24 protein-coding genes are annotated in these 26,371 nt (G+C 71.1%); 8 read left to right on the top strand and 16 right to left on the bottom strand.

The window, feature by feature from the left end:
• Positions 1 to 122 precede the first annotated feature (122 nt).
• The gene (locus tag ACWA15_RS07420) at positions 123 to 908 is read left to right on the top strand and encodes a polysaccharide deacetylase family protein (protein ID WP_464058909.1); all 786 of its coding nucleotides are present in this window, start codon (positions 123 to 125) and stop codon (positions 906 to 908) included.
• Between the two features lie 8 nt (positions 909 to 916).
• On the opposite strand, the gene ACWA15_RS07415 is transcribed toward ACWA15_RS07420, so the two are convergent.
• Positions 917 to 1,432, bottom strand: a complete 516-nt coding sequence (locus ACWA15_RS07415) for a dihydrofolate reductase (RefSeq protein WP_464058908.1) — start codon at positions 1,430 to 1,432, stop codon at positions 917 to 919.
• Complete coding sequence (locus ACWA15_RS07410) at positions 1,429 to 2,259, bottom strand: thymidylate synthase (RefSeq protein ID WP_464058907.1); 831 nt, start codon at positions 2,257 to 2,259, stop codon at positions 1,429 to 1,431. The genes ACWA15_RS07415 and ACWA15_RS07410 overlap by 4 nt, the downstream gene beginning before the upstream one ends.
• Before the next feature lie 56 nt (positions 2,260 to 2,315).
• Here ACWA15_RS07410 and ACWA15_RS07405 point away from each other — a divergent pair, with 56 nt between their 5' ends.
• Both ACWA15_RS07405 and ACWA15_RS07400 read left to right on the top strand, forming a co-directional pair.
• Positions 2,316 to 3,788, top strand: coding sequence for an NAD-dependent succinate-semialdehyde dehydrogenase (locus ACWA15_RS07405; protein WP_464058906.1), 1,473 nt, complete (start codon positions 2,316 to 2,318; stop codon positions 3,786 to 3,788).
• A gap of 102 nt (positions 3,789 to 3,890) precedes the next feature.
• Complete coding sequence (locus ACWA15_RS07400; RefSeq protein ID WP_464058905.1) at positions 3,891 to 4,400, top strand: N-acetyltransferase family protein; 510 nt, start codon at positions 3,891 to 3,893, stop codon at positions 4,398 to 4,400.
• A gap of 80 nt (positions 4,401 to 4,480) precedes the next feature.
• Here ACWA15_RS07400 and ACWA15_RS07395 read toward each other — a convergent pair whose 3' ends face one another.
• Both ACWA15_RS07395 and dapB read right to left on the bottom strand, forming a co-directional pair.
• Positions 4,481 to 4,927, bottom strand: a complete 447-nt coding sequence (locus ACWA15_RS07395; RefSeq protein WP_464058904.1) for a hypothetical protein — start codon at positions 4,925 to 4,927, stop codon at positions 4,481 to 4,483.
• Between the two features lie 7 nt (positions 4,928 to 4,934).
• The gene (dapB, locus tag ACWA15_RS07390) at positions 4,935 to 5,654 is read right to left on the bottom strand and encodes a 4-hydroxy-tetrahydrodipicolinate reductase (protein ID WP_464059441.1); all 720 of its coding nucleotides are present in this window, start codon (positions 5,652 to 5,654) and stop codon (positions 4,935 to 4,937) included.
• 230 nt (positions 5,655 to 5,884) lie between these two features.
• Here dapB and ACWA15_RS07385 point away from each other — a divergent pair, with 230 nt between their 5' ends.
• On the top strand, positions 5,885 to 6,877 hold the full coding sequence (locus ACWA15_RS07385; protein WP_464058903.1) for a hypothetical protein: 993 nt from the start codon (positions 5,885 to 5,887) through the stop codon (positions 6,875 to 6,877).
• Positions 6,878 to 6,902: 25 nt separating this feature from the next.
• Here ACWA15_RS07385 and ACWA15_RS07380 read toward each other — a convergent pair whose 3' ends face one another.
• From ACWA15_RS07380 to rpsO, 4 genes are all read right to left on the bottom strand, one after another.
• Positions 6,903 to 7,523 carry a DUF4126 domain-containing protein gene (locus tag ACWA15_RS07380; RefSeq protein ID WP_464058901.1) on the bottom strand — a complete coding sequence of 207 codons (621 nt, stop codon included), beginning with the start codon at positions 7,521 to 7,523 and terminating at the stop codon, positions 6,903 to 6,905.
• 142 nt (positions 7,524 to 7,665) lie between these two features.
• On the bottom strand, positions 7,666 to 8,991 hold the full coding sequence (locus ACWA15_RS07375) for a M16 family metallopeptidase (protein WP_464058899.1): 1,326 nt from the start codon (positions 8,989 to 8,991) through the stop codon (positions 7,666 to 7,668).
• A 1-nt stretch (position 8,992) separates the two neighbouring features.
• Positions 8,993 to 11,218, bottom strand: coding sequence for a polyribonucleotide nucleotidyltransferase (locus ACWA15_RS07370; protein WP_464058898.1), 2,226 nt, complete (start codon positions 11,216 to 11,218; stop codon positions 8,993 to 8,995).
• Between the two features lie 234 nt (positions 11,219 to 11,452).
• Positions 11,453 to 11,722 (bottom strand): 30S ribosomal protein S15, encoded by a 270-nt coding sequence (rpsO, locus tag ACWA15_RS07365; protein ID WP_464058897.1) that lies wholly within the window; start codon positions 11,720 to 11,722, stop codon positions 11,453 to 11,455.
• Positions 11,723 to 12,057: 335 nt separating this feature from the next.
• Between rpsO and ACWA15_RS07360 the strand changes: the two genes are divergently transcribed.
• The gene (locus tag ACWA15_RS07360; RefSeq protein ID WP_464058896.1) at positions 12,058 to 13,578 is read left to right on the top strand and encodes an HNH endonuclease signature motif containing protein; all 1,521 of its coding nucleotides are present in this window, start codon (positions 12,058 to 12,060) and stop codon (positions 13,576 to 13,578) included.
• Positions 13,579 to 13,608: 30 nt separating this feature from the next.
• Here the strand turns inward: ACWA15_RS07360 and ACWA15_RS07355 are convergent, their stop codons facing one another.
• Entirely contained in the window at positions 13,609 to 14,286 is a 678-nt protein-coding gene (locus ACWA15_RS07355) for a LuxR C-terminal-related transcriptional regulator (protein WP_464059440.1), read from the bottom strand.
• Between the two features lie 65 nt (positions 14,287 to 14,351).
• Positions 14,352 to 15,716 (bottom strand): sensor histidine kinase, encoded by a 1,365-nt coding sequence (locus ACWA15_RS07350; RefSeq protein ID WP_464058895.1) that lies wholly within the window; start codon positions 15,714 to 15,716, stop codon positions 14,352 to 14,354.
• A gap of 163 nt (positions 15,717 to 15,879) precedes the next feature.
• Here ACWA15_RS07350 and ACWA15_RS07345 point away from each other — a divergent pair, with 163 nt between their 5' ends.
• Genes ACWA15_RS07345 through ACWA15_RS07335 form a run of 3 tightly spaced genes read left to right on the top strand, consistent with a single transcriptional unit; the run spans position 15,880 to position 18,378 of the window.
• On the top strand, positions 15,880 to 17,025 hold the full coding sequence (locus ACWA15_RS07345) for an ABC transporter permease (RefSeq protein WP_464058894.1): 1,146 nt from the start codon (positions 15,880 to 15,882) through the stop codon (positions 17,023 to 17,025).
• 45 nt (positions 17,026 to 17,070) lie between these two features.
• The gene (locus ACWA15_RS07340; RefSeq protein ID WP_464058893.1) at positions 17,071 to 17,793 is read left to right on the top strand and encodes an ABC transporter ATP-binding protein; all 723 of its coding nucleotides are present in this window, start codon (positions 17,071 to 17,073) and stop codon (positions 17,791 to 17,793) included.
• 57 nt (positions 17,794 to 17,850) lie between these two features.
• Positions 17,851 to 18,378: a DinB family protein gene (locus ACWA15_RS07335; RefSeq protein ID WP_464058892.1), complete on the top strand. Its 528-nt coding sequence runs from the start codon at positions 17,851 to 17,853 to the stop codon at positions 18,376 to 18,378.
• Positions 18,379 to 18,411: 33 nt separating this feature from the next.
• On the opposite strand, the gene ACWA15_RS07330 is transcribed toward ACWA15_RS07335, so the two are convergent.
• The 6 genes from ACWA15_RS07330 to infB form a co-directional block, all read right to left on the bottom strand.
• Positions 18,412 to 19,968, bottom strand: coding sequence for a DUF6297 family protein (locus ACWA15_RS07330; protein WP_464059439.1), 1,557 nt, complete (start codon positions 19,966 to 19,968; stop codon positions 18,412 to 18,414).
• A complete protein-coding gene (locus ACWA15_RS07325) occupies positions 19,968 to 20,678 on the bottom strand; it encodes an ABC transporter ATP-binding protein (RefSeq protein WP_464058891.1) in 711 nt (236 codons plus the stop codon). Before ACWA15_RS07325 ends, ACWA15_RS07330 begins: the two co-directional genes overlap by 1 nt.
• 32 nt (positions 20,679 to 20,710) lie before the next feature.
• Positions 20,711 to 21,676: a bifunctional riboflavin kinase/FAD synthetase gene (locus ACWA15_RS07320; protein WP_464058890.1), complete on the bottom strand. Its 966-nt coding sequence runs from the start codon at positions 21,674 to 21,676 to the stop codon at positions 20,711 to 20,713.
• Between the two features lie 130 nt (positions 21,677 to 21,806).
• A complete protein-coding gene (gene truB, locus ACWA15_RS07315) occupies positions 21,807 to 22,757 on the bottom strand; it encodes a tRNA pseudouridine(55) synthase TruB (RefSeq protein WP_464058889.1) in 951 nt (316 codons plus the stop codon).
• A 20-nt stretch (positions 22,758 to 22,777) separates the two neighbouring features.
• Complete coding sequence (gene rbfA, locus ACWA15_RS07310; protein WP_464058888.1) at positions 22,778 to 23,293, bottom strand: 30S ribosome-binding factor RbfA; 516 nt, start codon at positions 23,291 to 23,293, stop codon at positions 22,778 to 22,780.
• 116 nt (positions 23,294 to 23,409) lie between these two features.
• Positions 23,410 to 26,307 carry a translation initiation factor IF-2 gene (gene infB / locus ACWA15_RS07305; RefSeq protein ID WP_464058887.1) on the bottom strand — a complete coding sequence of 966 codons (2,898 nt, stop codon included), beginning with the start codon at positions 26,305 to 26,307 and terminating at the stop codon, positions 23,410 to 23,412.
• Positions 26,308 to 26,371 lie beyond the last annotated feature (64 nt).

Below are 26,371 nucleotides of genomic sequence, written 5' to 3'. Positions count from 1 at the left end.
TGCGGTCAGGTATGCACTGACTGCCGCTACCCTGTCCCAGGTTGCTCCCGTCCGCGAGGGCAGCCCACCCGACCCCGGTGCGCGCTGGTACGCACCCTCACTGCCTCCGAAGGGCTTCTCTCATGGCACTCGAGCTCAACCGTCGTCAGCTGTTGGGCGCCTCGGCGCTGAGCGCGTTCACCGCAGCTGGCGTCGTCGGGGCCTTCGGTCGAGCGCCCGAGCTCCGCGCACCGCGCAAGTCACCGACCGACCGGGTCCCACCCCGCCGGGAGTCCGCGACCCGCGCGAGCGGGACCGACGTCTTCTGGCGGATGCAGACCGCGGAGAAGCTCGTCGCGCTGACCTTCGACGACGGGCCCGACCCGCGCTGGACCCCGATGGTCCTGGACGCTCTCGCCGACCACGACGCCGGTGCGACGTTCTTCCAGATGGGCAGGGCGGTGCTCAAGGAACCCGCACTCACCGCGGAGGTGCACGCCGCCGGGCACGAGGTCGCCAGCCACACCGCCGAGCACACGGACATCACCGACCTGAGCTACGAGCAGATCTGGGACAGCCTCACGCTCACCCACGAGGCCATCGCGGAGGCGACCGGCACCCCACCGACCCTGCTGCGCCCACCCTACGGGCGGATCGACTCCCTCGGGCTGTTCGCGGCCGCCGAGCTCGGCTACCGCGTGGCCCTGTGGTCCCACCACCTGCCCACCTCGGGCGCCGAGAGCACGGTCGACCACAACGTCGCCTCCGCGAGCCCGGGCATGATCATCTTGTGCCACGACGGTCGGGGCACACCCGCGGAGTCCTTGTATGTCGCGGTGCGCCGGTTGTTGGCCGAGCTCACCGACGACGGGTACTCCTTCGTCACCGTCTCGGAGATGCTCGCCGCCGAGCAGTCGGTCGTGTCGTAGCCGGTCGGTCAGGCCGACCGTGTGTAGTGGAGGAAGCGGAACCGCACCCCTGCGGCGCTGCGACGCCAGCCATCGGCGTCGGCCTCCTCGGAGAGCACCGGGACCGCTGCCCACTCCGGGCCGATCTCGGGGGCGAAGGCGTCCCCCTCGACGTCGAGGTCGATCTCGGTCACCACGAGCAGGTCGGCCACCTCGATCGTCGCCCGGTAGACCTGGGCTCCGCCCATGACCCACGTCCGTCCGGGCCCGGCCGCCGCACGCGCGGCATCGATCGACCCCACCACGAGGGCCCCGGGCGCCTGGTAGCCGGGCTGGCGGGAGACGACGATGTTCGCGCGGCCGGGCAACGGACGGAACGGTTCGGGCAGTGACTCCCAGGTGGCGCGGCCCATGAGGACCGGGGCACCTGTCGTCGTGCGCCGGAAGTGCGTGGCGTCCTCCGGCACGTGCCAGGGCATGGCGCCGTCCGCACCGATCACCCGGGCGTTGGCCTGCGCCCAGATGAGACCGAGCGCGTCGCTCATACCGCCACCGTCGCCCGGATCGCGGGGTGGTGCTCGTAGTCGACCAGCTGGACGTCGTCGAAGCCGTAGTCGAAGAGGGACGCGGCCTTGACCAGCTCGAGCCGCGGGAAGGGGAACGGCTCGCGGGAGAGCTGCTCGGCGACCTGGGCGTGGTGGTTGTCGTAGATGTGGCAGTCACCGCCGGTCCAGATGAAGTCGCCGACCTCGAGGCCCACCTGCTGGGCGACCATGTGGGTGAGCAGGGCGTAGCTGGCGACGTTGAAAGGCACCCCGAGGAAGAGGTCGGCCGAGCGCTGGTAGAGCTGGCAGGACAACCGCCCGTCCGCGACGTAGAACTGGAAGAAGGCGTGGCACGGCATGAGCGCCATCGCGTCGAGGTCGGCGACGTTCCATGCCGAGACGATCATCCGGCGGGAGTCGGGGTCCGAGCGCAGGGTCGCCAGCACCTGGGTGATCTGGTCGATGTGCCTGCCGTCCGGAGTCGGCCAGGACCGCCACTGGACGCCGTAGACGGGGCCGAGCTCACCGTCGGCGTCGGCCCACTCGTTCCAGATCCGGATGCCGTTCTCCTGCAGCCAGGCCACGTTGGACTCCCCGCGCAGGAACCACAGCAGCTCGCCCACGACGGACTTGAGGTGCACCTTCTTGGTGGTCACCAGCGGGAAGCCAGCACTCAGGTCGAACCGCATCTGATGGCCGAACACGCTGCGAGTCCCGGTCCCGGTACGGTCCGCCTTGGCGGTCCCGGTCTCCATCACCAGTGCCAGGAGGTCCTCGTACTGGCGGTCCTGATGAGTGGCAGGTCGCGCGCGAGCGGCAGATGTCATGACGCCATCCTAGATCGCACATGCGGGGCGCACGCGTGCGAAGCAATACTGGTCAGATGGACTCCTCCGGCATCCCACCCACCCTCGCCGCGCACCTGCCCACGACGCTCCTCATCGACGGCGTGTGGTCACCCTCCTCCACCGGAGCCACCTTCGAGGTGAGCAACCCCGCGACCGAGGAGTCCCTCTTCGACGTCGCCGACGCGAGCCCCGCGGACGGGATGCGAGCACTCGACGCCGCGGCGGGCGCCGCGCAGGTGTGGCGCACCACCGCCCCGCGGGTGCGGTCGGAGGTGCTGCGGGAGGTGTTCGACGTCGTCACCGCCCGCGCCGGCGACCTCGCCGCGCTCATCACCGCCGAGTGCGGCAAGCCGCTCGCGGAGTCCCGCGCCGAGGTGACCTACGGCGCCGAGTTCCTCCGGTGGTACGCCGAGCAGGCGGTGCGCTCACCGGGCCTGGTGCGCGCGGCGCCGTCGGGCACGGGGACCCAGCTCGTGCGCAGCCGACCGGTCGGTCCGGCGCTGCTCATCACGCCGTGGAACTTCCCGCTGGCGATGGTCACCCGCAAGGTGGCCCCGGCCCTGGCCGCCGGGTGCACCGTGGTGATCAAGCCCGCCCGGCTCACGCCGCTCACCACGCTCTACCTCGCCGAGATCATCCGGGAGGCGCTCGTCTCGCGCGGGCTGCCCGCGGGCGTGATCAACGTCGTGGCGACGTCGTCCTCGGCCGCGGTGACCGAACCGGTCCTGGCCGACCCTCGCCTGCGCAAGCTGTCCTTCACCGGGTCGACGCCGGTGGGGCAGAGTCTGCTGCGGTCGGCGGCCACCGGGGTGCTGCGCACGTCCATGGAGCTCGGCGGGAACGCGCCGTTCCTCGTCTTCGCGGACGCCGACCTCGACGCGGCGGTCGCCGGGGCGATGGTCGCCAAGTTGCGCAACTCCGGCCAGACCTGCGTGGCGGCGAACCGGTTCCTCGTGGAGGCCTCCGTCGCCGCAGAGTTCACCGACCGGCTGCGGGTCGCGTTCGCCTCCCTCGTCGTGGGTGACGGGTCGGTGCCCGAGGTCACCGTGGGGCCGCTCATCGAGGCGAGCGCCGTCGACGCGGTCGACGCTGCTGTCCAGGGCGCCGTGGACGACGGCGCGCGGGTGCGGATCGGTGGTCGCGCGCCGTCGGGCACGGGGCACTTCTACCTCCCGACGGTGCTCTCCGACGTCTCACGGGAGTCGCTCGTGGTCACCCAGGAGACCTTCGGTCCGGTCGCCCCGGTCGTCACCTTCGGCTCCGAGGCGGAGGCTCTCGAGCTGGCCAACGGGACCGAGTACGGGCTCGTGGCCTACGCCTACACCCGCGACGTCGGCCGCGCGATGCGCCTGACGGAGGAGATCGAGGCCGGGATGATCGGGATCAATCGTGGACTGGTCTCCGATGCGAGCGCCCCCTTCGGCGGGCTGAAGCACTCCGGGCTCGGCCGTGAGGGCGGGGAGGCCGGGATCGAGGAGTACCTGGAGACGGTGTACGTCGCGATGTGAGGCCGGCGACTTGGGCGTGGGGTGGGCGCGGGCTGGGCGCTGGGTGGGCGCGGGCTGAGGACGGGCGCGGGCGCTGCCGGCCCCGCGCGGTAGGGTCGCCGCATGGCACTGTTCACAGAATCTGCTGACGTCTCCGTCCGCCCGGCCCAGCCCGAGGACGTCGACGCGGTCACCGACATCCAGCTCGCGGCGTGGCGGATCTCGCACGACAGCGTGCTCGGCGAGCAGGTCATCGACTCCCTCGACGTCCCCCGCATGCGCGAGCAGTGGGCTGCGGCCATCACCGCCCCGCCCGGACCCGGTTTCGCCGTGTTCGTCGCCTGCAACCGGGCCGACGTCGTCGGCTTCGCCGCGGTGGGACCCGGTCAGCTCGTCGCGCTCGAGGTGCTGCCCGCCGAGCAGCGCTCGGGCCACGGGTCGCGGCTGCTCTCAGCCGCGGTGGACCGCATCCGCTCCGACGGCGCGCAGGAGTTCAGCACCTGGGTCCTCGACGAGGACCCAGCCCGCGAGCAGTTCCTCGCCGGCGCAGGCCTGGGCCCCGACGGCCGACGTCGCACCCTGGCCACCGGCCTCCGCGACGTCACCGAGTCCCGCTGGACCGCCGCCCTCTGACCCCCCGCCGGTCCCGCTGAGTGCTGGAAAATACCCGCGACACGCCGGGCAAAGCGCGTATTGTCCCGCACTCAGCGGGGTCAGCGGGTCTTGTAGAGGCGGGCTGCTGTGCGCAGGGCGGCGCGGGCGCGCTTGCGGTCGCGGGCGGCGTCGTAGGCGAAGGCGACGTTGTACCAGGCCTTCCAGCTCTCCGGATCAGCCTCGACCCGCTCGCGCATGACGACGAAGGCCGCGTCGGCCGCGTCACGGTCGATGCGCCCGCCGGGCGACCGGGGCAGGTCGTCGACCGGGAGCTCCCCGGCCTGGGCGAGCTCGTCGGCCATCCGCTGCACGACGACGCCCAACCACCATTCGCGGGCGATGAGCCCGACCGCGAGCACCGGGATGATGAGCACACCCACGCCGATCGCGATGCCGACGGGTTCACCGGTCTCCATGAGCGCCTGAGCGCGCCCCCAGATCGCGTAGACGTACAGCGCGAGGAGAGCCGTCACCGCCACGGCGCCGAGCAGCGCCTTCTTGTTCATCGCGCGCTCAGGACAGGTCGAGGACGTTGTCCAGGCCCACGGTCAGGCCTGGGCGAGAGACGACCTCGCGGATCGCCAGCAGCACGCCCGGCATGAAGGACGCCCGGTCGAAGGAGTCCTGCCGGATGATGAGCTGCTCACCGACGTTGCCGAAGAGGATCTCCTCGTGCGCGACCAGCCCGCGCAGGCGTACCGCGTGCACGCGGACGCCGTCGACGTCGGCCCCGCGGGCCTCGACGCCCGTCTCGGTCGAGTCCGGGCTGGGGGCGATACCGGCCTCGGCGCGCGCGGCGGCGATCGCCGCGGCGGTGTGCCGGGCGGTCCCGCTCGGGGCGTCGACCTTGTCGGGGTGGTGCAGCTCGATGACCTCGACGGACTCGAAGTAGCGCGCGGCCTTGGCCGCGAAGGTCATCGCGAGGACGGCGCTGAGGCCGAAGTTCGGGGCGATGAGCACGCCGACCCCCTGGCTTGCGGGGACGTCCTGGGCCAGGTGGTCGCTCACCCGCCCCCGGGACTCCTCGGTCCATCCGGTGGTGCCGACGACGGCGTTGATCCCGGCGTCGATCAGCGCGTGGACATTCGCCTCGGTCACGGTCGGGACGGTGAAGTCGACCGCCACCTGCGCGCCCGAGCTCGCCACGACGGAGAAGTCGTCGCCGGCGTCGAAGCGCGCGACGAGCTCGAGATCGGGGGCAGCCTCGACCGCCGCGCACACCGTCTGGCCCATGCGGCCGGCGGCACCGAGCACCGCGACCTTGATCGTCTGAGAAGCTGAGTCAGTCACCCGCCAAGGGTATCTGGCTGTCCGGGACGTTCGGATACTCTCGCTCGGCGGGACGGTCAAGAGCGGCATGTTCCCTGTCGATGAACGTGCGTGAATACTACGAGTACACGATTCGTCAGGTTGGCAATGCTCGAAGCCGTGGCCACGCGATCACCCGGACTGAGGCCAGCGGCATGACCGAACGGGCCACGATCTCGCAGGTCGACGTCGGATTCACGCTGTCGCGACGCTGGCTCCTGATTGTCGTCATCGCCGTCGCCGCGGTGAGTGCCGCGGCGGGCGCCGCGGCGGAGTACCGATCGATCGACGAGATGATTCACCTGGCCCCGATACCTACCACTGCAAACCACATCACCCCGATCCCGAGGTACATCTTTGGACCTCGCGACTACCTCCCGGTGGTGGCGACGACGGCAGCAACAATGGCGGCTTTCAGTCTGCTGTGCTCGGCCATCGGCGCCCAGCTCCTGCGCCGCCATCCTCTGCGAAGCCTCATCGCGCTGGGAGTGGTCACCGCCGTGGTCCTCATCGGACAGCCGTACCTGGCGCTTGCGCAGGAGTGGCTCGCAGTGGCAACGATCTGGGTGGGAACCATCCTCCTGTGGTGCTCGACGTCGTGGTCGACGAGGCGCAGTCGCGATAGCACCGCCACGGCGAGCGTCGACGCTGTGCGTGTCCCGACGCCCGAACGCGTTCCTGCCGACTCATCGATCGGATTGCCGGGCACCAGCGCGGACGAGTCCTTCGTCATCAGGGCCACCACGGCCACCCAGGCCCTCGCCCTCGATACGCGGCGCACGGCGATCGCCCTCGTCGTCGCTGCGCTGAGCATCATCACCACCCTCATCGCCTTCAGCGCTGTAGGCGGCCTCCAGATGGCCTTCGGCGGCTGGGACCCTTGGTGGTCCGGCCTCACAGACGACGCGGCGCTGCTGGCCTGGCTCGCGATCTGGGCCGGGTGGCTGTCCGGCCGACGGCCCGCCGGTCCACACACCACAACCTGGCGTGTCGTCGTGGCCGTCACTGTCCTCCTCCCCGCGATCCTCGAGCTGACCCTCCTCCACACCGGCCGCATCTCCATCGTCGTGCTCACGCTCCTCGGAGCATTCGCCGCGACCTCGCGGCACCGTTTCGCGGACCGCGCCGAGGCGATGCTGTCGCACTGAACCTCCCGGGGCCGCACGGGGCTTTCTAGGGCGAGCGGTGCGCGGCGCTACCCGACGCTCCCAGGCCAGCTGCACGGCGTCGGGCACGACGCCACAGGTGTATCGCCAGGACGAGCCCCGCGCCGAGGGCGAGGAGCGCGATCACGGGCAGCACGAGGGCCAGCAGGGTCATACCGACCGACGCGCCGTCCTCGAAGGTGCTGACCACCGCCCCGCCGACGCCGAGAGTCGCGAGGTTGATGGCCGGGCGCACCGAGGACTTCAGCAGGTGCACGCCGAGAGCGATGAGCACACCGACCACGATCGGCACCCAGCGTTCGGTCGCGAGGACGTCGGAGGGGCTGTCCACCGCGAAGGTCTGGGACGCCGATCCGGCACCGAACACGACGCCGCCCGCACCCGGGCGCACGACGGTCTGGATGACATCGTTGACGGAGTCGACCGCGGGGATCTTGTCCGCGACCACCTCGATGACCAGCAGCACGGCGAGTCCGCCGAGCAACCACTCGTTGGTCAGCCACTCCCATGCGGGCGGCAGGGTCACGACCGAGGTGAATCGGGCGAGGAGGCCGACGAGGATGAGCGGGACGTAGGCGTTGAGCCCGGCCGCACCGGCCAGCCCGATCCCGGTGATGAAGCTCAGCATGTCGGACCCTCCTGGCAGACACGTGATGTCGACCGGCGGAGTCTATCGGGCGGGGTGGTCGTCGTGGGCTGCAGTCCGGACATGGGTGCGGCCGGCTGCTCGCGCAGTCGGCCGCACCATCGGTCCCAGGAGCGTCCCGGTGTCAGTCCCCGAAGGGTCCGACCCGGACGGTCGAGCGGGGCCGTGAGGCGAGGTCCTTGGCCAGGGCCTGGACCTCTTCCCCGGTCACCGACCGGATCCGGTCGAGCGACTCGGCGACGCTGAGCAGCTCACCGGTCACCAGGTCCGCCTTGGCCAGGCGGCTCATCCGCGAGCCGGAGTCTTCCAGCCCGAGCACGAGACCGCCGGAGAGCTGACCGACGCTGCGCACGAGCTCGGCCGTGGTGATCCCGGAGTCGGCGAGGCGTTCCAGCTCGCTCACCAGGAGCGCGCTGACCTCGTCGACCTTTGCCGGGGTGCACCCGGCGTACAGGCCGAACGTGCCGATCCCGCCGTGGCCGGAGGCGAAGGAGTACGTCGAGTACGCCAGCCCCCGCTTCTCGCGGATCTCCTGGAAGAGGCGCGAGGACATGCCACCACCGAGGACGGCGCTGAGCACGGACAGGATGAACCGCCGGTCGTCCGTGGCGGAGATCCCGGTGGAGCCGATGACGACGTTCGCCTGCTCGACGGAGCGCCGGATGGTGAGCTCGGTACCGATCTCCCCCACCCCGGTGATGTCGCTCGCGTCGCGCCGCGCGCGAGGTGAGGCGCCGTCGGCGAGGTCCCAGCCGCCGTCGGACAGCGCGGCCGCCACCTGGGCGCACAGGGCGTCGTGGTCGACGCCGCCCGCCGCGGTGACGACGAGCGTCTCCGGACGGTAGTGCTCCGTGTAGTGATCCCAGACGGCCGACCTGGGGACGGCGTTGATGGTGTCCGGTGTCCCGCCGATGGGACGCCCGAGGGCGTGCCCGGCCAGCACGACCGCGGCGAACTCCTCATGCGCGACGTCGGTGGGGTCGTCGTCGTTCATGGCGAGCTCTTCGAGGATCACTCCTCGTTCGGTCTCGAGCTCCGCCTCGTCGATCCGGGCGGAGGTGACCATGTCGGTGATGACGTCCACGGCCATCGGCAGGTCGGAGTCCAGCACCCGCGCGTAGTAGCAGGTGTGCTCTTTCGCGGTGGCCGCGTTGGCCTCACCGCCAACGGCGTCGAAGGCCTCGGCGATGTCCATCGCGGTGCGGCGCTGGGTCCCCTTGAACAGCAGGTGCTCGAGGAAGTGGGTCGAGCCGTAGTGGCCGCTGGTCTCGTCGCGCGAGCCCACACCCACCCAGGCGCCGACCGTCGCCGAGCGCAGGCCCGGCATGTGCTCGGTGAGCACCCGAACCCCGCCGGGCAGGACGGAGCGACGGATCGTCGCACCGTCCTGCCCAGCGGTCAGCTCGTTCTCCGGCGAACCGGCAGGGGCGAGCGGAAGGTTCCAGGGCACGTCAGGCGTCTGCCTGCCCCGCGTCGGCCGCGTCGTCGCCGGCTGCCTCGTCGATCACGGCGTGCAGCGAGAGCTTCCCGCGAGGGTCGACCTCACCGATCTCGACCTGGACCTTCTGGCCGATGGCCAGGACGTCCTCGACGTTCTCGACACGCTTGCCACCGACGAGCTTGCGGATCTGGCTGATGTGCAGCAGTCCGTCCTTGCCCGGGGAGAGGGAGATGAAGGCACCGAAGGACGTGGTCTTGACGACCGTCCCGACGAAGCGCTCACCGATCTCCGGCACGTGCGGGTTGGCGATCGCGTTGATCGCCGCGCGCGCGGCCTCTGCGGACGGGCCGTCGACCGCACCGATGTACACGGTGCCGTCGTCCTCGATGGAGATGTCCGCGCCGGTCTCCTCCTGGATCTGGTTGATCATCTTGCCCTTCGGGCCGATGACCTCGCCGATCTTGTCGATGGGGACCTGGACCGAGATGACGCGAGGAGCGAAGGGGCTCATCTCGTCGGGCACGTCGATCGCCTCGGCGAGGACGTCGAGGATCGCGAAGCGTGCGTCGCGGGCCTGGGTCAGCGCGCCACCGAGGACCGAGGCGGGGATGCCGTCGAGCTTGGTGTCGAGCTGGATGGCCGTGACGAACTCACGGGTTCCGGCGACCTTGAAGTCCATGTCGCCGAACGCGTCCTCGGCTCCGAGGATGTCGGTCAGGGCCGCGTAGCGCGGCTTGCCGTCGACGGTGTCGGAGATGAGGCCCATGGCGATGCCGGCCACCGGTGCGCGCAGCGGCACACCAGCGTTGAGCAGGGACAGGGTCGAGGCGCAGACCGAGCCCATGGACGTGGAACCGTTGGAGCTGAGAGCCTCAGACACCTGACGGATCGCGTACGGGAACTCCTCGCGGCTCGGCAGCACCGGCATGAGGGCGCGCTCGGCGAGTGCGCCGTGCCCGATCTCACGACGCTTGGGGCTGCCCACGCGACCGGTCTCACCGGTCGAGTACGGCGGGAAGTTGTAGTTGTGCATGTAGCGCTTGCGCGTCTCCGGGCCGAGGGAGTCGATCTGCTGCTCCATGCGGAGCATGTTCAGCGTGGTGATGCCCAGGATCTGGGTCTCCCCGCGCTCGAAGATCGCCGAACCGTGGACGCGGGGGACGACCTCGACCTCAGCGGACAGGGTGCGGATGTCGGCCAGGCCACGTCCGTCGATGCGGATGCCGTCGGTGAGCACACGCTGGCGGATGAGGTGCTTGGTCACGGAGCGGACGGCTGCGGACAGCTCCTTCTCGCGACCCTCGAAGCGGTCGGCGAGCGTGGCCAGGGCGGCGGCCTTGATCTCGTCCAGGCGGGTCTCGCGGGACTGCTTGTCCGCGATGGTGAGCGCCTTGGCGAGCTCGGTGGAGGACTCGGCCTCGATGGCGGCGTACGCGTCGTCCTGGTAGTCCAGGAAGAGCGGGAACTCCCGGACCGGCTTGGCGGACCGGGCGGCCAGAGCAGCCTGCGCCTCGCACAGCTGGCGGATGAAGACCTTGGAGGCCTCGAGTCCCTCGGCCACGATCGCCTCGGTCGGGGCGATGGCGCCCTCGTTCTTGATGAGGTTCCAGGAGTTGTTGGTGGCCTCGGCCTCGACCATCATGATCGCGACGTCGTCACCAGCCACACGACCGGCGACGACCATGTCGAAGACGGCCTTCTCCTTGTCGGAGTACTTGGGGAACGCGACCCACTGGCCGTCGACGAGCGCGATGCGCACGGCTCCGACGGGGCCGGAGAACGGCAGGCCGGACAGCTGCGTGGACAGCGACGCGACGTTGATCGCGAGGGTGTCGTAGGCGTCGTCGGGGTGCATCGCGAGGACGGTCACGACGACCTGGACCTCGTTGCGCAGGCCCTTCGTGAAGGTCGGGCGCAGCGGGCGGTCGATCAGGCGGCAGGTGAGGATGGCCTCGGTACTGGGGCGTCCTTCGCGGCGGAAGAACGATCCGGGGATGCGACCGGCGGCGTACATGCGCTCTTCGACGTCGACCGTCAGCGGGAAGAAGTCGAACTGCTCCTTGGGGTGCTTGCCCACGGTCGTGGCCGAGAGCAGCATGGTCTCGCCGTCGAGGTAGGCGACGGCGGAGCCGGCAGCCTGACGGGCCAGGCGGCCGGTCTCGAAGCGGACGGTCCGGTTGCCGAAGCGACCGTTGTCGATGGTGATTTCTTCAAATTCAATCTCGGGACCCTCCATGGGTGCCCTCCTCTTTGACGAAGGATCCGCCGCGCTGTGCCCTGGCGGTCTTCGATCGAGGTCCTCGGAACAGGTCTGGCGCACAGGCGCACTGCTACCGGGAACCACTACCGAGGACCGGACGAGAGCATCCGAGACGGACCGGAGTGGGTAGTACGTGTTCAGGCGTAACTCAGTTATACCGAACTAGCCCGGCCCCTAGAATTGCGAGGGACCGGGCTATGAAACATGCTGTCAGCGACGCAGACCGAGGCGCTCGATCAGGCTGCGGTAACGGTTGATGTCAACCTTCTGCAGGTACCCGAGGAGGCGACGGCGCTTTCCGACGAGAAGCAGCAGACCACGACGGCTGTGGTGGTCGTGCTTGTGCTCCTTGAGGTGCTCGGTGAGGTCCTTGATGCGCTGCGTGAGCATCGCAACCTGAACCTCAGGCGAACCAGTGTCGCCCTCAGTGGTGGCAAACTCGGTCATGATGGACGCCTTGGTGGCAGAGTCGAGGGGCACGGTTCTCCTTGTTGTGTATCGTTGCGCGGCGCCCGGGGCATTTCCACCCGAGCACTATCGATCCGCGGCCGATCTAACGGCGAGGCAAGTCTAGCAGCACCGCGGGATGGTCCGCGGACGGGGGGTGGCCTCGAATGTCCCTAGCCGGCGGGGCTAGGGGCTCCGCAGAATGTCAGACCCTCGGCATAGCGTCGTCCCATGGAGCAGAACGGGATGCACGACGCCGCTGCCAGGCCTGGGTGGGCGGGTCCGGTGGACGTGCCCTCCGGTGGTCGCGCTGCGTGCAGACATGGGCTCACCAAGGAATGTCAGTGGCCAGATGTAGGTTCGAAACCATGGTTGAGAACCTGATGTGCGACGACGACGACACCTCCGGTGGGGGTGCACGGGCGGGGCTGCTGGCCGCCGTGGTGACCGCTGATCAGATGATCAACTCCATGACGGCCATGCGGTCGGCGCTCATCGAGGAGCTGCGCACCTCCTCCCTGGACCCGAGTGAACTGACCCTTGACCCCGGCGACCCAGACCTCGACCTGGGCGAGGTCACCGCAGAGCTGGCCTGCGCCCTGCACCTGCCCCACACCACCGCCGCGCACCTGCTCGACGACGCCCACGTCCTAGCCACCGACCTCCCCGCCACCGCCACCGCACTGGCTGAAGGGTCGATCACCTACCGCCACACCCAGGTGATGATCAACCACATCGCCGGCCTCGACCCCCACACCCGGGCACGAGCGGAGAAGACCCTCATCCCCCGCGCCAAACTCCTCACCGTCTCGGTCTTCAAGCGGGCCGCCACCCGCGAACGCGACCGCCTGGACCCCGTACCCCTGGTCGTACGCCACGAGACGGCAACGACCGGGCGCACCGTCCTGATCGAACCCGACGTCGACGGCATGGCGTGGCTGCACGCGTTCTTGCCCGCCACCCAAGCCCACGCCATCTTCAACAGGGTCTCCGACGTCGCCGCGTCCCTGCAGCACCCCGACGACGGACGCACCCTGCCCCAGCTGCGCGCCGACACCCTGACCGCCGTCATGCTCGACGACGACGCCCACGACGCCTTCACCCACGCCCTGAGCAACCCGGCTGGCGCGGAGGGCACCGGGCACAACGACAGCACCAGCGAACCAGATCACGGGACTGACGGGGCTGACGGGGCTGACGGGGACGGTCCTGGCTCCGCGGAGGATCGCCGGCGCCTGCGCACCTCGATGCGCGGCATCCGCCCCACCGTCGCCGTCACCGTCCCGGTCCTGACGCTCCTGGGCGCAGACGCACCCGCCGAGCTCGAAGGCTACGGACCCATCGACCCCGACACCGCCCGAGACCTCTGCGGGCGGGCCCCGTCCTTCCTACGCATCCTCACCCACCCCCACACCGGAGCCATCCTCGGCGTCGACCGCGACCGCTACACCATCCCCGCCGACCTCAAAGCCTGGCTCCGCCTCAGAGACGAACACTGCCGCTTCCCCGGCTGCGCACGCAGAGCCACCCGCTGCGACATCGACCACGTCACCAACTGGGCCCACGGCGGAACAACAGACCAGACCAACCTCATCCACCTCTGCCGCACACACCACCGCATGCGACACCGCACCCGATGGAACGCCCAGATCATCACCACCCCACCCGGGACGGGCAGCTCCCTCGGAACCAGCAGCCCCCTCGGCGCGAGCGTGCGCTGGACCGCGCCCTCCGGACGGACCTACACCACCACCGACGCCCACCACGGACGCAGCGGGGACCACGACGGAGACCATGGCGGCGATCAAGGTACCGACCCACCACCAGACCCCGACTCACCTGAACCGCCCAGGCCGCGGACCCGGTTCCCGGACATCCCGCCGTTCTAGTCACGCCACCGTCGCTCAGCCTGCCGAGCCCTATCGCTCGGCCAGCACCCCTTGGTCACGCGCACGCGCCACCGCGGCGGTCCTGGACTGCACTCCGAGCTTGTCGAAGATATGCACCAGGTGCGTCTTCACGGTCGCCCGGGACAGGAACAGCTCGGCCGCGACCTCGTCGTTGGACCGTCCGGCCGCCACGAGCGCGAGCACCTCGAGCTCCCGCCGGGTCAACGACACCGACGGGGTGCGCAACCGTCCCAGTAGTTTGCGCTGGACGGCAGGCCCGAGTGCCACCTGACCGGCCGCCGCCGCACGGATCGCCGTGGTCAGCTCCTCGGTCGGTGCGTCCTTGAGCAGGTAGCCCGTCGCACCCGCCTCGACAGCAGAGAGGATCTCGGCATCGGAATCGTAGGTGGTGAGGATGAGAACGGGCGGTCCAGCCATCGCACTGAGCTCGGCTGCGGCCCGCGACCCGGTCATCCGTCCCTGTCCGAACCGCAGGTCGAGGCAGATGACGTCAGCGCGCAGCCCTCCACGGACCGCAGCGAGCAGGTCCTCAGCGGTCGGGAACTCCGCGACCACGGACATGTCCGGTTCGGCGTCGATCACGGCGCGCAAGCCCGCCCGGACGATCGGGTGGTCGTCGGTCAGCACGACGGCGAGCCCAGTGACGCCTGCGGCGTCCGCCACGGTCCCGGCCACCGGCCCGGCCATCCCATCGCGTCCTGGCCCCGCACCGGGTACCGGTCCCACGCCCGCGCTGCCGTTTTCCGTCCTGGTCATGGCCATGTCCTCGTCTCCTCGTGCATCGTCCCTGACGTTCCCGCCGATGCCGTCCCCGACGCCGCCAACGCTGACGCTGAACCTGACGCCCCAGCCTCCACGACCTCCGTGAGCGGCACGTACACCGCGAGCGCCGTCCCCGAACGTTCCCCGGACGAGGATTCCACGGTCAGCGTCCCGCCGAGCTCGGTGAGCCTCGACCGCATGGCAGTCAGCCCGAATCCGCCCGTCGTCACTGTCTCCCGCACCCCCTCCCCCACGCCCTCTCCCGCAGGCACCGCAGCCGACCCAGCGGTGCGGAGCGGATCGAAGCCGCACCCGTCGTCGACCACGTCGAGCGCGACGCCGTCGTCCAGGTACGTCACCGTGAGGTCCGCGCGCGTCGCACCCGAGTGCTGGACGACGTTCGCCGCCGCGGACTGCGCGACCCGGAGCAGCGTCGCCTCGACCGTCAGGGGCAGCGCCCGCGGCTCCCCGGTCACGCGCACGTGCCAGTCGATGCCCGACCGCTGGGTCGACTGCGCCGCCAGGCGCTCGAGCGCACCGATGAGCGAGGTGGCTTCCAGACCCGACGGGGCCAGCGCCCTGACGACCCGCCGCGCCTCGTCGAGGTTCTCGTGCGCTGCGTCGCGCGCGACGGCGATCCGTTCCCGGGCTGTGGGCACGTCGCCGTCCTCGAGAGACCGGTCCGCCGCCCGCAGCAGGAGGTTGATGGACGAGAAGCCCTGGGCGAGGGTGTCGTGGATCTCCCGCGCCAGGCGCTCACGCTCATGGGCGGTGGCCTGCTCGCGCTCGGCACGGGCGAGCTCGGACCGCGTGCGGGTGAGCTCGGCGATGACCACCTGACGTTGCTGGGACTCCCGCACGACCGCTTCGAACCCGAGCACCACACCGACTGCCACCGCGGCCCCGACGACCGGACCGAAGACCGACCCGACGGGCGTCAGCCCGTTGTGCAGGGCACCTCCGACAGCGAGCAGCGTCGTCCCGGTCACGGCCAGCACCCCGCGCCGGGGGCCGAGCACGTGCATCTGCAGGAACATCAGCGGGAACGCGATCCACAGCGCGGCGTCGCTGAGCAGCAGCAGCCCGGCCCACGTGACGACGAGCGCGATGACCCACGCCCCGCCCGGCCAGAGCTGCCCACGCGGAGCATCGACCGATCGGTCGCTCACGCGGACCAACATCCGCCCGGCCACGTAGACCCCGGCGAAGGACATGACGGCGATCGCGAGCCAGCCGCTGTGCGCCCGACCGTCGGCCAGGGTCGTCCCGACCAGCAGCACGAGCAGCGCGCCGACGAGGACGTCGAGCCCGACCTGGAGCCCGCGGGCGGCCTGGATGACGCTGTGGGGGTTCACCGGTCCACCGTACCGACACCCGCCCACGCCACATCAACCAAAGGACTGACCCCGGGGCCAACCCTGCGGCGGGGACGGAGCATCCACCCGCCTGATCTGCGATCGGCACCACCGCGGAAGGCTGGGAGCAGCAGAAAGCCCCACGACCCACAAGAGGACCACCATGTTCGTCGCACTCCGAGACCTGCGGTTCGCCAAGGGTCGCTTCATCCTCATGACGTCCGTCATCGCGCTCATCACGGTGCTCGTCGGCTTCCTCGCGAGCCTGACCGCCGGCCTCGGCAGGGCAAGCACCTCCGGGATCACCGACCTTCCCGCCACGCACCTGGCCTTCTCGCAGGCGGCCGGAGCCGATCCGAGCTTCACCGAGTCCCAGGTCGACCCGTCGCAGTGGCAGGGCTGGACTCAGGTCGCCGGGGTCGAGAGCGCCGAGCCGCTCGGCGTCGCGCAGACCCGGGCCAGTGTGGCCGACACGACGGCCGCGGTGACCACCTTCGGTCTGCTGCCCGGTTCCGTGCTCGCACCGGGCACCGTCGCCGACGGCGCGGTGATCCTCTCCACGGGCGCCGCAGAGGCGCTCGGAGCGAGGGCCGGCGATGCGCTGACGATCGGACCACGCTCATTCACCGTGGACAGCGTCGCCGCCTCCGACGTCGAGTACGCCCACACCCCCGTCGTCTGGATCTCCCTCGCCGACTGGCAGTCCGTGGGCGCGCGGGGCGCTAGCGGCGAGAGCAGCCAAAGCGGCGGAGAGGGCGGAGGCGGCGCGGCAGTGACCCCCACCACCGGTCTCGTCGCCACGGTCGTCGCGGTGCGGACGACCGACGGTGCGGCACTGCCCGCCGGGGTCGTCGCCGCGGCCGACTCGGGCCTGAAGACCCAGACGCTGGGGCTGACCGGCGCCCGTTCTGCGATCAGCTCCTTTGCCGCCGAGAACCTCTCCCTCACCATGATGCAGACCTTCCTCGTCGCGATCTCAGCGCTGGTCGTCGGCGCGTTCTTCACGGTGTGGACGATCAACCGCGGCCGCGACGTCGCGGTGCTCAAAGCCCTCGGCGCCTCCAGCGGGTACCTGCTCAAGGACGCGATCGGCCAGGCGCTCATCGTGCTCGCGCTGGGCACCGGCGCCGGCGCCCTGCTCGCCACGGGTCTCGGCCTCGTCGCAGCGCGGGTCATGCCGGTCGTCATCGGCGCCTCCACGATCCTCGTCCCCGCCCTGCTCCTCGCTGCCCTCGGCCTGGTCGGCGCGCTGCTCGCGGTCGCCCGGATCACCCGGATCGACCCGCACGCCGCCCTCGCCGCCCGATAGCCGCACCCCGCACACCCCGCAACCCACCCGCCCGAAAGGCTCCCCATGCTCACCCTCGACCACATCACCCTCACCTACCCCGACGGCGATCGGGACCTCGTGGCGGTCGACGACGTCAGCCTCACCGTCGCCCCCGGCACCACGACCGCGGTACTGGGCCCCTCCGGGTCGGGCAAGTCGAGCCTGCTCGCGGTCGCCTCGACGCTCACCCGCCCGACGCGCGGTCTCGTGCGCATCGGCTCGGACGTCGTCAACGCCCCGCCCGGGCACCCCGAGGCCGCGCCCGACGCGTCGAGCGCCCGGCTGCGACGGGAGCGGATCGGGATCGTCTTCCAGCAGCCCCAGCTCATCGACTCCCTCACCGCTGTGGAGCAGCTCGAGCTCATGGCGCACCTGCAGGGCAGGAGCCCCCGCTCTGCCCGTACCCGAGCGATGGACCTGCTCGACGCCGTCGGGATGGCCTCGTGCGCGGCGAAGCGTCCCGCGCAGCTCTCGGGCGGGCAGCGTCAGCGCGTCGCGATCGCGCGGGCGATGATGAGCTCCCCCGAGGTCCTCCTCGTCGACGAGCCGACGTCGGCTCTCGACCACGACCGTGGCCTGCAGATCGTCGACCTCATCACCACGCTCACCCGGCAGTCCGGTGCGGCCACGATCATCGTCACCCACGACGAGGCCACGCTCGCCTCGGTCCCTGACCGGGTCTACCTGGCGGACGGCCGGATCACCGCACAGACGTCGAGTGAGGTATCCGCCGCCGTCCCCCGGTGACCTCCCCACCGCACCGGGCGCCCCGCGTCGCCCCGGCACGACGCATATGCTGCGGCCATGAGCATCTCACCAGACACGAAGAACTGGACCTGGGTCACCGAGCGGGCCTGCCCCGACTGCAGCTTCGACGCCTCGGCCGTGCCGCTCGCCGACGTCCCGAGCCTGCTGCGGGCCGCCGCGGCGAGCTGGCCCACGATCCTTGACCGCATCGACGCAGAGGACCGCCCCGACGACAGCACATGGTCCGCCCTGGAGTACGGGGCTCACGTCCGGGACGTCATGGTGGTCTTCACGGGTCGCTTCACCCGGATGCTCACCGAGGAGGACCCGATCCTGGAGGACTGGGACCAGGACGCCGCGGCCTTGACCGGTCGCTACAGCGAGCAGGACCCACGCGTCGTCGGCGACCAGCTGGTCACGGCTGGCGAGGCACTGGCGATCCTCCTCGAAGAGATCCCCGCGGACGCGGCGATCCGCACCTGCCTGCGCAGCGACGGATCACGCTTCACGGTCGCCTCCCTTGCCCGCTACTTCGTGCACGACGTCGTCCATCACGTCTGGGACGTGACGCGCCCACGACCCTGACGCACCGGCAGAAGACCACGCCTCCGTTCCCCCTCACACACTCCCCCGCCGGACCGACGAACACACCGCCAGCGCTCCGGCCGAGAACAGCACCTGCAGCCCCACGATCCCCCATCCTGGCGCTTCCGCCACGACAGCGACGAGCAACGGGACCATGCCCACGGCGGCCAGGTCAGGTCCCCTCGTGACCACGGTCAGTGCCCCGGTCGGTACCGCGCCCGCGGGGGTCGCCAAGAGCGGGGCGGACCAGGCGGGCGGGCGCCGGTACGCACCACGCACGGCGCCCGCGCCGAGGCACCCCGCACCGGCCGCCAGGAGAGCGAGCCATCGTGGGTCAGCCACCACCGCCGGCAGGCACCCCACGACCAGTCCCACGAAGGCAGCCGCAGCAGGCACGACGGCGCGCACCAGCCGGGTCGCCCGGGCACTGAGCGGCAGCAGCGAGTCGAGCACGGGAGAGACCTCCGCGGACCGTGCTCCCTGCGCGCCGAGCTGGGCACACCGGAGCCCGCCGGCCAGCAGCACGACCGCCCGCCCGAGGCCGTCGGCGAGCACGGGGATCTCCTGGATGAGCACGATCAGCGCACCCAGTCCCAGCACCTGCACGACCAGCATCGGGTTCCGGGCCACCGCCACCACCTCGGTGGCCAGCAGCGCTGTCACCGGCCCCCGCACCCACGGGTGCTCACCGGACCGACGAGGCGGACGGGGCTGGCCCGGGCGGTCCAGCGCCTGCCCGAGCTCACGCAGGTCGAGGGACAGCACGGCGGTGCCCGCGCGCGCGGCCACCGCCGTCGCGGGCGTCAGCGCGACGGCGCCCAGCTGCTCCAGTCTCCGGTGCCACCTCCACGCCCCAAGGGCGACGCTCGCGCTGAGCGCAGCGAGCACCGTCCACACCGGCCACCCACCGATCCACCAACCAGCGTCGTCACGCCCCACCCCGGTCGCCCCCACCGCCAGCAGGCCGACACCGAGCACTGGCGTGAGCGCGAGGACCAGGTCGCACCCGACCACCACCGCGGCCACCACCACCCGCCGTCGCTGGGCGAGGCCGACAAGCGTCACGAGGAGCGCCGCGCCCACCGCCCCGGTCGTGGCGCTCGTGATGAGGCTCCGCGCCGAGACGGGTACCCCTGTCGATGCTGTCAGGATCATGACACCGGCAGCCCCGGCGACCGTCCACGCCAGCAACGCCTGCACGTACCGCGGGGTGAGCAGGCTTCTGCGGTCCACCGGCATCGACATCCACCAGCGCAGGCCCGCCCCGGACACGGCGAGCGGCCCGAGCCGCGCCGCCAGCCCGGTCGCCAACGCTGCACCTGCGACGAGCAGGAGCACCCTCACCGTGGGGAGCGGGAGCCCGGGCACGGCGGACACGCTGGGCGCCACGAGCAGCAGGTCCCGGACCATCCCGGCCGCACCGATCACCAAGCCGATCGTGACGGCGACCGCGGTGACCACGGAGACGGCGTCCGAGAGCGCCTCAGCGACCCCGCGGCGGCGGTGCGACGCGGTCACCCGGGCGGTCAGCTCCACGATCTCCGCGCCGGTGAACTCCTCGTCCGGGTCGGTCTGGAGCCGGGGCAGCATCACAGCCCGCGGGCCAGCGCTGCCACGGCGTCGGCGGGGCTGAGCACGACGCACGCGTCGTCGGCCACCAGGAGCGCCGGTGCGCCGGTGCCCCGGACGAGCTCGGCGTCGTGGGTGGCGTAGACGACGCTCACGCCGCGGTCGGCATCCGCCCGCAGCATCCGTGCGAGCGCACGACGCATGCGCACGTCCAGGCGCTGCTCGGGCTCGTCGAGAACGAGGAGCCGACGCGGTCGGGCGAATCCCGCGGCGAGCAGCAGCCGCCGTCGCTGGCCCGAGGACAGCGACTCAGGGAAGGCGTTCGCGTGGTCGGTGAGGCCGAACTGGTCCAGGAGCTGGTCCACGACGGTCCCCGCGGTCCGCACCGCGTGCCCGCGGGCGGTGAGGACGAGGTGCTCCCGGGTGGTCAGGCCCGGGAAGTAGGCGTCACCGTCCAGGACTCCGCAGACCCGCGCGCGGAAGGACCGTTCACGCTCGTCCACGTCATGACCGAGCACCTGGACAGTTCCGGCAAGTGGCTCCATCAGACCCAGGACAGCCCGGAGCAGCGTCGACTTCCCGCTCCCGTTCGCGCCGATGATCGCGAGCATCTGCCCCGCGCCGACCGTGACGTCCACCGGGGCGCAGACGGGGGTGCTGGCGTAGCCGACACTCAGGTCCCGCGCGCACAGCACCGCAGGCTGCCCGGGGATCCCCGCATCAGCAGCCACGCCCGTCACCGCGCTCCCCCCGCACTCGTGCCCTACCCGCCGGCGGGTCCGCCGGCCAGGATCTCCCTGGCGCGGGCGACGTCGTCGTGCATCTGGGTGATGAGCGGCTCCAGGCCGTCGAAGCGCAGCATGGGTCGCAGGTGCGCGACGAACTCGACGAGAATCTCCTCGTCGTACAGGTCCAGGTCGGTCCGGTCCAGGACGTAGGCCTCGACCCGCCGGGCCACACCGTCGAAGGTCGGGTTCGTGCCGATGGAGATCGCGGCCGGCAGCGTGACGTCGTCGGTCGCGGGCCGGCGGACCCACCCGGCGTAGACGCCGTCGGCGGGGACCATGCCCTGCACCTCCTGGCTGAGGTTCGCGGTCGGGAAGCCGAGCTCGCGCCCGCGCGCGTCCCCGTGCACGACGACGCCGCGCAGCCGGTGCGGGCGCCCCAGCACCCGCGCCGCCGCGCCGACGTCCCCTGCCAGCAGGAGGTCGCGCACGGCCGAGGAGGACCAGCGTGCGGTGCCGTCGGTGCCGTCGGTGCCGGCGTCGTCGATCACCTCGACCGTGAAGCCGAGCTCCTGACCGAGCTCGATCATCGTGGTCAGCGTGCCGGAGTTGTTCAGGCCGAACCGCACGTCACGGCCGACCGCCACAGACCGAGCGCCCAGCGCACCGACGATGTACGTCGCGACGAAGTCGCGCGGGGTGAGCCGGGCGAAGTCCAGGGTGTAGGGCAGCACGAGGACGGCGTCCAGACCGGTGCTCTCGAGCAGGTCGAGGCGATCGGTGAGGCCGCAGATGAGCGGTGGGGCCTCGGCGGGGCGGTGCACCTGGGCCGGGTGCGGGTCGAAGGTGATCGCGACCGACCGCGCCGAGAGGTCCCGGGCGCGGTCGATGAGCCGGCTGATGACCAGGGCGTGCCCGCGGTGGACACCGTCGAAGTTGCCGATGGTCACCACGGACGGGCCCACCCCGGGGGGGACCTGGCTCAGACCATTCCAACGCTGCACACGAGCTCCTGACGATCGACGCGGCGGGAACCGCAGGGACCAGCCTGCCACGCCCACCCCGTTGCGGTGGAACGCGACCCCGTGCTGGGACGGACGAACGGCGCACGCCTCATGGGCGCCGTGACGGACCTCACACGGCGGGGGCGAACACCACCACGGGCTGGGAGCGTTCCTCGGACTCCTCGAGGAGCGCGATGAGCTCGTTCGAGCCGCTGATGCCGGCGTGCATGCCCCGGGCCACCCCGAGCGGCACGAGCCGCCTGCCGTAGCCGAGCGCGGCCACCTCGTCATCGCTGAGCTCGCGGACCGGGAACGTCGCACGGGCCGCGTCGGCCAGCGCCATCACCTCGATCACGCCCCGGTCGTCGACCTGGGCCTGAAGGGACTCCAAGGTCTGTGCGGCTGCCAGGTGATAGCCGCCCACCCGGGTGCGGCGGAGCATGGTCAGGTGACCGCCGGTGCCGAGCGCGGCGCCGAGATCGCGGGCGAGAGCCCGGATGTAGGTCCCTGAGGCGCACACGACCGTCGCGTCGACGTCGAGCACCGCCACGCCGTCGACGATCGCGGGGCGCTGAGCGGTCACCTCGAAGCGGCTCACGGTCACCGGACGCGCGGCGAGCTCGACGCTCTCCCCCGCGCGCACCCGTGCGTAGGCACGCTGGCCGTCCACCTTGATCGCCGAGACGGAGCTCGGCACCTGGAGGATCTCCCCGGTCAGCGCCGCCACGGCGCGGGCCAGCGCCGCCTGCTCGACGGCGCCCGCACCGGACGTGGTGGTCACCTCGCCCTCGGCGTCGTCGGTCGTGGTGGCGATGCCGAGCCGGATCGTCGTGGCGTACTCCTTGTCCTCACCGACCACGTAGGTCAGCAGGCGGGTCGCCCGCCCCACACCGATGACCAGCACACCGGTGGCCATCGGGTCGAGCGTCCCGGCATGGCCGACCTTGCGGGTCGCGGCCAGGCCGCGCATCCGCGCGACGACATCGTGGCTGGTCCAGCCCGCGGGCTTGTCGACCACGACAAACCCGTCCGGTGCGCTGGGGCGACGCTCGCGAGGGGCCCGCGGGTCGAGGGGGGTCATGAAGACTCCTTGGTCGGGCGTCAGAGCGCGGGCGAACCGGTGGCAGCCGAGCCGGGGGCAGCGGGATCGGCCGGGGTCGTCGGAACGGCCACGACATCGTCGGCCTCGTCCGCCTCGTCGCCGGACTTCTTGTACGGGTCCTCGTCGCCGGCGTACGTGGCGTTCTCCCGCAGCGCGACAAGCTCGGCGTCGCGGCGGCGCGCCTCCAGCAGCAGCTCGCCGAACTTCTCGGCCGTCTCGGGGACGGAGTCGAGGTGGAACTCGAGGGTCGGGGTGAGCCGGATCCCGGTCTGCTTGCCGACCTCGGAACGGATCATGCCCTTGGCGCTCTCGAGCGCGGCGGCAGTGCCCGCACGGTCTTCTTCCGTGCCCATGACCGTGTAGAACACCGAGGCGTTCTGCAGGTCACCGGTCACCCGGACGTCCGTGACGGTGACAAAACCCAGACGCGGGTCCTTGATGCGGGTGTCGAGCATCTGGGCGACGATCACCTGGATGCGTTCGGCGAGCTTGCGCGCGCGGGGGTGGTCAACCATGACAGCTTCCTTTCGTGGGCATGCACGTCCCCGACGGGTGCGTCGGGAGACGACGACGCCGGTCCCGGCGCGGCACTCGGGTGAGCGCCGCGCCGGGACCGGCGAGGGATGAGAACTCAGGAACGCGGCTTCTCGCGCATCTCGAAGGTCTCGATGACATCGTCGACACGCAGGTCGTTGAAGGAGCCGAGTCCGATACCGCACTCGTAGCCGTCACGGACCTCGGTCGCGTCGTCCTTGAACCGCTTGAGCGACTCGACGGACAGGTTGTCCTGGATGACCGTCCCGCCACGAAGGACACGTGCCTTCGTGTTGCGACGGATCGTGCCGGAGCGCACGAGGCAACCCGCGATGTTTCCGAACTTCGACGAGCGGAAGACCTCGCGGACCTCCGCGGTGCCGAGCTGCGCCTCTTCGTACTCGGGCTTGAGCATGCCCTTGAGCGCTGCTTCGACATCGTCGATCGCCTGGTAGATGACGGAGTAGAACTTGATGTCGACGCCTTCGCGGTCGGCCATCTCGTCCACCCGCTCGCCGGTCTTGACGTTGAAGCCGATGATCACGGCGTTGTCGACCGTGGCAAGGTTCACGTCGTTCTGCGTGATGGCACCCACACCGCGGTGGATCACGCGCAGCTCGACCTCGTCGCCGACGTCGATCTTCAGCAGAGCGTCCTCGAGCGCCTCGACGGCACCGGAGACATCTCCCTTGAGGACGAGGTTGAGGGTCTCGACCTTGCCCTGCTGCAGCGCCTGGGTGAAGTCCTCGAGGCTGATGCGCTTGCGACGCTTGGCCAGGAGGGCTGCCCGCTCGGCGGCCTCACGCTTCTCGGCGATCTGGCGAGCCGTGCGGTCGTCCGGAGCCACGAGGAACGTGTCACCGGCGCGCGGCACGGACGTCAGACCAAGCACCATGACCGGACGGGCCGGCGTCGCTGCCACGACAACCTCGCCGTGCTCGTCGAACATCGCACGGACGCGGCCGTAGGCCGTACCGGCGACGATCGAGTCGCCGACGTGGAGCGTCCCGGACTGCACGAGCACGGTCGCGACCGCACCACGTCCCTTGTCCAGGTTCGCCTCGATCGCCACACCGCGGGCGTCCTTGTTCGGGTTCGCACGCAGGTCGAGCGAGGCGTCTGCGGTGAGCAGGACCGCGCCGAGCAGCTCGTCGATGTTCAGCCCCTTGATGGCCGAGACGTCGACGAACATGGTGTCGCCGCCGTACTCCTCCGCCACGAGGTTGTACTCGGTGAGCTGCTGACGGATCTTGTCCGGGTTCGCAGACTCCTTGTCGATCTTGTTGACCGCGACGACGATCGGCACACCGGCAGCCTGGGCGTGGTTGAGCGCCTCGATGGTCTGCGGCATGACGCCGTCATCGGCTGCGACCACGAGGATCGCGATGTCGGTGACCTGGGCACCACGGGCACGCATGGCGGTGAACGCCTCGTGGCCCGGTGTGTCGATGAAGGTCAGCGCACGGTCGATGCCCTCGTGCTCGTGGTGCACCTGGTAGGCACCGATGTGCTGGGTGATGCCACCCGCCTCACCGGAGACGACGTCGGTGCGACGGATCGCGTCGAGGAGTCGCGTCTTACCGTGGTCGACGTGGCCCATGACGGTCACGACCGGAGGACGTGTCTCGAGCTCGGCGTCGCCCTCAGCGTCCAGCTCGGCGTCGAGGTCGATGTCGAAGCCGCCGAGAAGCTCGCGGTCCTCTTCCTCGGCCGAGACCATCTCGATGATGTAGCCGAGCTCGGTTGCGAGCGTGCCGAACGTGTCCTCGTCGAGGGACTGGGTCGCGGTCGCCATCTCACCGAGGTGGAAGAGCACCGTGACCAGGCTCGCGGGGTTCGCGTCGATCTTGTCGGCGAGGTCGTTGAGGGAGGAGCCGTGACGCAGACGGACGACGGTCTTGCCGTTTCCGCGGGGAACCTGGACGCCGCCGAGCGACGGTGCCTGCATCTGCTCGAACTCTTGGCGCTTGGCCCGCTTCGACTTCCGTCCACGGACGGGGCGACCTCCGGCACGACCAAAGGCACCCTGCGTGCTGCCACGCCCGGCGCCGCCGGGACGACCGCCGCCGCCACCGGGACGACCGGCGAAACCGCCACCCGCTCCGGGGGGACCGCCGGCTGCGCCACCGGGTCCACCGGTGCCACCACCGGGACGGGAGAACCCGCCGCGGCCGCCGCCTGCGCCGCCACCGGGGCGACCTGCGCCACCGCCGGCCGGAGCACGCTCGCCGGGACGACCCACGGCCGCGCTGCGGCCGGGCATCATGCCGGGGTTGGGGCGTGCGCCACCCGGACGCGGTGCGGGAGGACGAGGTCCACCGGTACGGTCACCGGTGTTCGACGCCGCAGCGGCAGGGTTGACGTTGCCGTCGGTGCGCTCGGTGCGCTCCGGACGCTGGCCGGGGCGAGGCATGCCCTGGCTGGTGGCGAACGGGTTGTTGCCCGGACGCGGGGCGCCCGTGCGAGGTGCGCCGGACCGGGGCATGCCCTGGCTCGTCGCGAAGGGGTTGTTGCCAGGACGCGGGCTGCCGGGGCGAGGCGCCGGGGCGCCTGCGGCCGGGGCGGCCGGGGCCGCTTCGGCCGGCCGGGCGGGGACCGCGGCGGCAGGCTTGGGTCCGGGCGTTGCTGCCGGGGCAGCGGTGGCCGACGGCGCGGGTGCAGCCGGCGCCGCAGCAGCGGGTGCCGGGGCGGCAGGTGCCGGGACGGCGGGGCTTGGAGCAGCAGGGCTGGCAGCAGCCACCGGCGCGGGGGCCGTGGGGGCTGGTGCAGCTTCGGCGGCCGGCTTGGCCGGACGCGGGCCTGCGGGCTTGCTCGCCTCAGGCTTGGCTGCGCTCTCGGACACCGGGAAGGCGTCGCGGAGCTTGCGAACCACCGGGGGCTCGATGGTTGATGATGCTGACCGTACGAACTCACCGAGCTCGGTCAGCTTGGTCATGATTGTCTTACTTTCCACCCCGAGCTCTTTTGCGAGCTCGTAGACGCGGACCTTAGCCACAACTCTCCTGTCTTGGTCCACCCAAGGCAGGGAGGACCGTCGTTAGTACTGGGAACTCATCGCT

The sequence above is a fragment of the Sanguibacter sp. TS_SC_8 genome (genome assembly GCF_055361235.1).
Note: the sequence above shows the minus strand (reverse complement) of the source record. Positions and strands in the feature narration are given on the sequence as shown.

What these genes read in the sequence shown, in the direction of transcription:
- ACWA15_RS07395 (WP_464058904.1), bottom strand. Translation starts at nt 4,927, where the DNA reads ATGAACAAGAAGGCGCTGCTCGGCGCCGTGGCGGTGACGGCTCTCCTC.
- ACWA15_RS07380 (WP_464058901.1), bottom strand. Translation starts at nt 7,523, where the DNA reads ATGCTGAGCTTCATCACCGGGATCGGGCTGGCCGGTGCGGCCGGGCTC.
- ACWA15_RS07340 (WP_464058893.1), top strand. Translation starts at nt 17,071, where the DNA reads ATGCTCACCCTCGACCACATCACCCTCACCTACCCCGACGGCGATCGG.
- ACWA15_RS07415 (WP_464058908.1), bottom strand. Translation starts at nt 1,432, where the DNA reads ATGAGCGACGCGCTCGGTCTCATCTGGGCGCAGGCCAACGCCCGGGTG.
- truB (WP_464058889.1), bottom strand. Translation starts at nt 22,757, where the DNA reads ATGACCCCCCTCGACCCGCGGGCCCCTCGCGAGCGTCGCCCCAGCGCA.
- ACWA15_RS07330 (WP_464059439.1), bottom strand. Translation starts at nt 19,968, where the DNA reads ATGCTGCCCCGGCTCCAGACCGACCCGGACGAGGAGTTCACCGGCGCG.
- ACWA15_RS07420 (WP_464058909.1), top strand. Translation starts at nt 123, where the DNA reads ATGGCACTCGAGCTCAACCGTCGTCAGCTGTTGGGCGCCTCGGCGCTG.
- rbfA (WP_464058888.1), bottom strand. Translation starts at nt 23,293, where the DNA reads ATGGTTGACCACCCCCGCGCGCGCAAGCTCGCCGAACGCATCCAGGTG.
- ACWA15_RS07385 (WP_464058903.1), top strand. Translation starts at nt 5,885, where the DNA reads ATGACCGAACGGGCCACGATCTCGCAGGTCGACGTCGGATTCACGCTG.
- ACWA15_RS07335 (WP_464058892.1), top strand. Translation starts at nt 17,851, where the DNA reads ATGAGCATCTCACCAGACACGAAGAACTGGACCTGGGTCACCGAGCGG.
- dapB (WP_464059441.1), bottom strand. Translation starts at nt 5,654, where the DNA reads ATGGGCCAGACGGTGTGCGCGGCGGTCGAGGCTGCCCCCGATCTCGAG.
- ACWA15_RS07405 (WP_464058906.1), top strand. Translation starts at nt 2,316, where the DNA reads ATGGACTCCTCCGGCATCCCACCCACCCTCGCCGCGCACCTGCCCACG.
- ACWA15_RS07410 (WP_464058907.1), bottom strand. Translation starts at nt 2,259, where the DNA reads ATGACATCTGCCGCTCGCGCGCGACCTGCCACTCATCAGGACCGCCAG.
- ACWA15_RS07355 (WP_464059440.1), bottom strand. Translation starts at nt 14,286, where the DNA reads ATGGCCGGGCCGGTGGCCGGGACCGTGGCGGACGCCGCAGGCGTCACT.
- ACWA15_RS07400 (WP_464058905.1), top strand. Translation starts at nt 3,891, where the DNA reads ATGGCACTGTTCACAGAATCTGCTGACGTCTCCGTCCGCCCGGCCCAG.
- ACWA15_RS07360 (WP_464058896.1), top strand. Translation starts at nt 12,058, where the DNA reads ATGGTTGAGAACCTGATGTGCGACGACGACGACACCTCCGGTGGGGGT.
- ACWA15_RS07345 (WP_464058894.1), top strand. Translation starts at nt 15,880, where the DNA reads ATGTTCGTCGCACTCCGAGACCTGCGGTTCGCCAAGGGTCGCTTCATC.
- ACWA15_RS07370 (WP_464058898.1), bottom strand. Translation starts at nt 11,218, where the DNA reads ATGGAGGGTCCCGAGATTGAATTTGAAGAAATCACCATCGACAACGGT.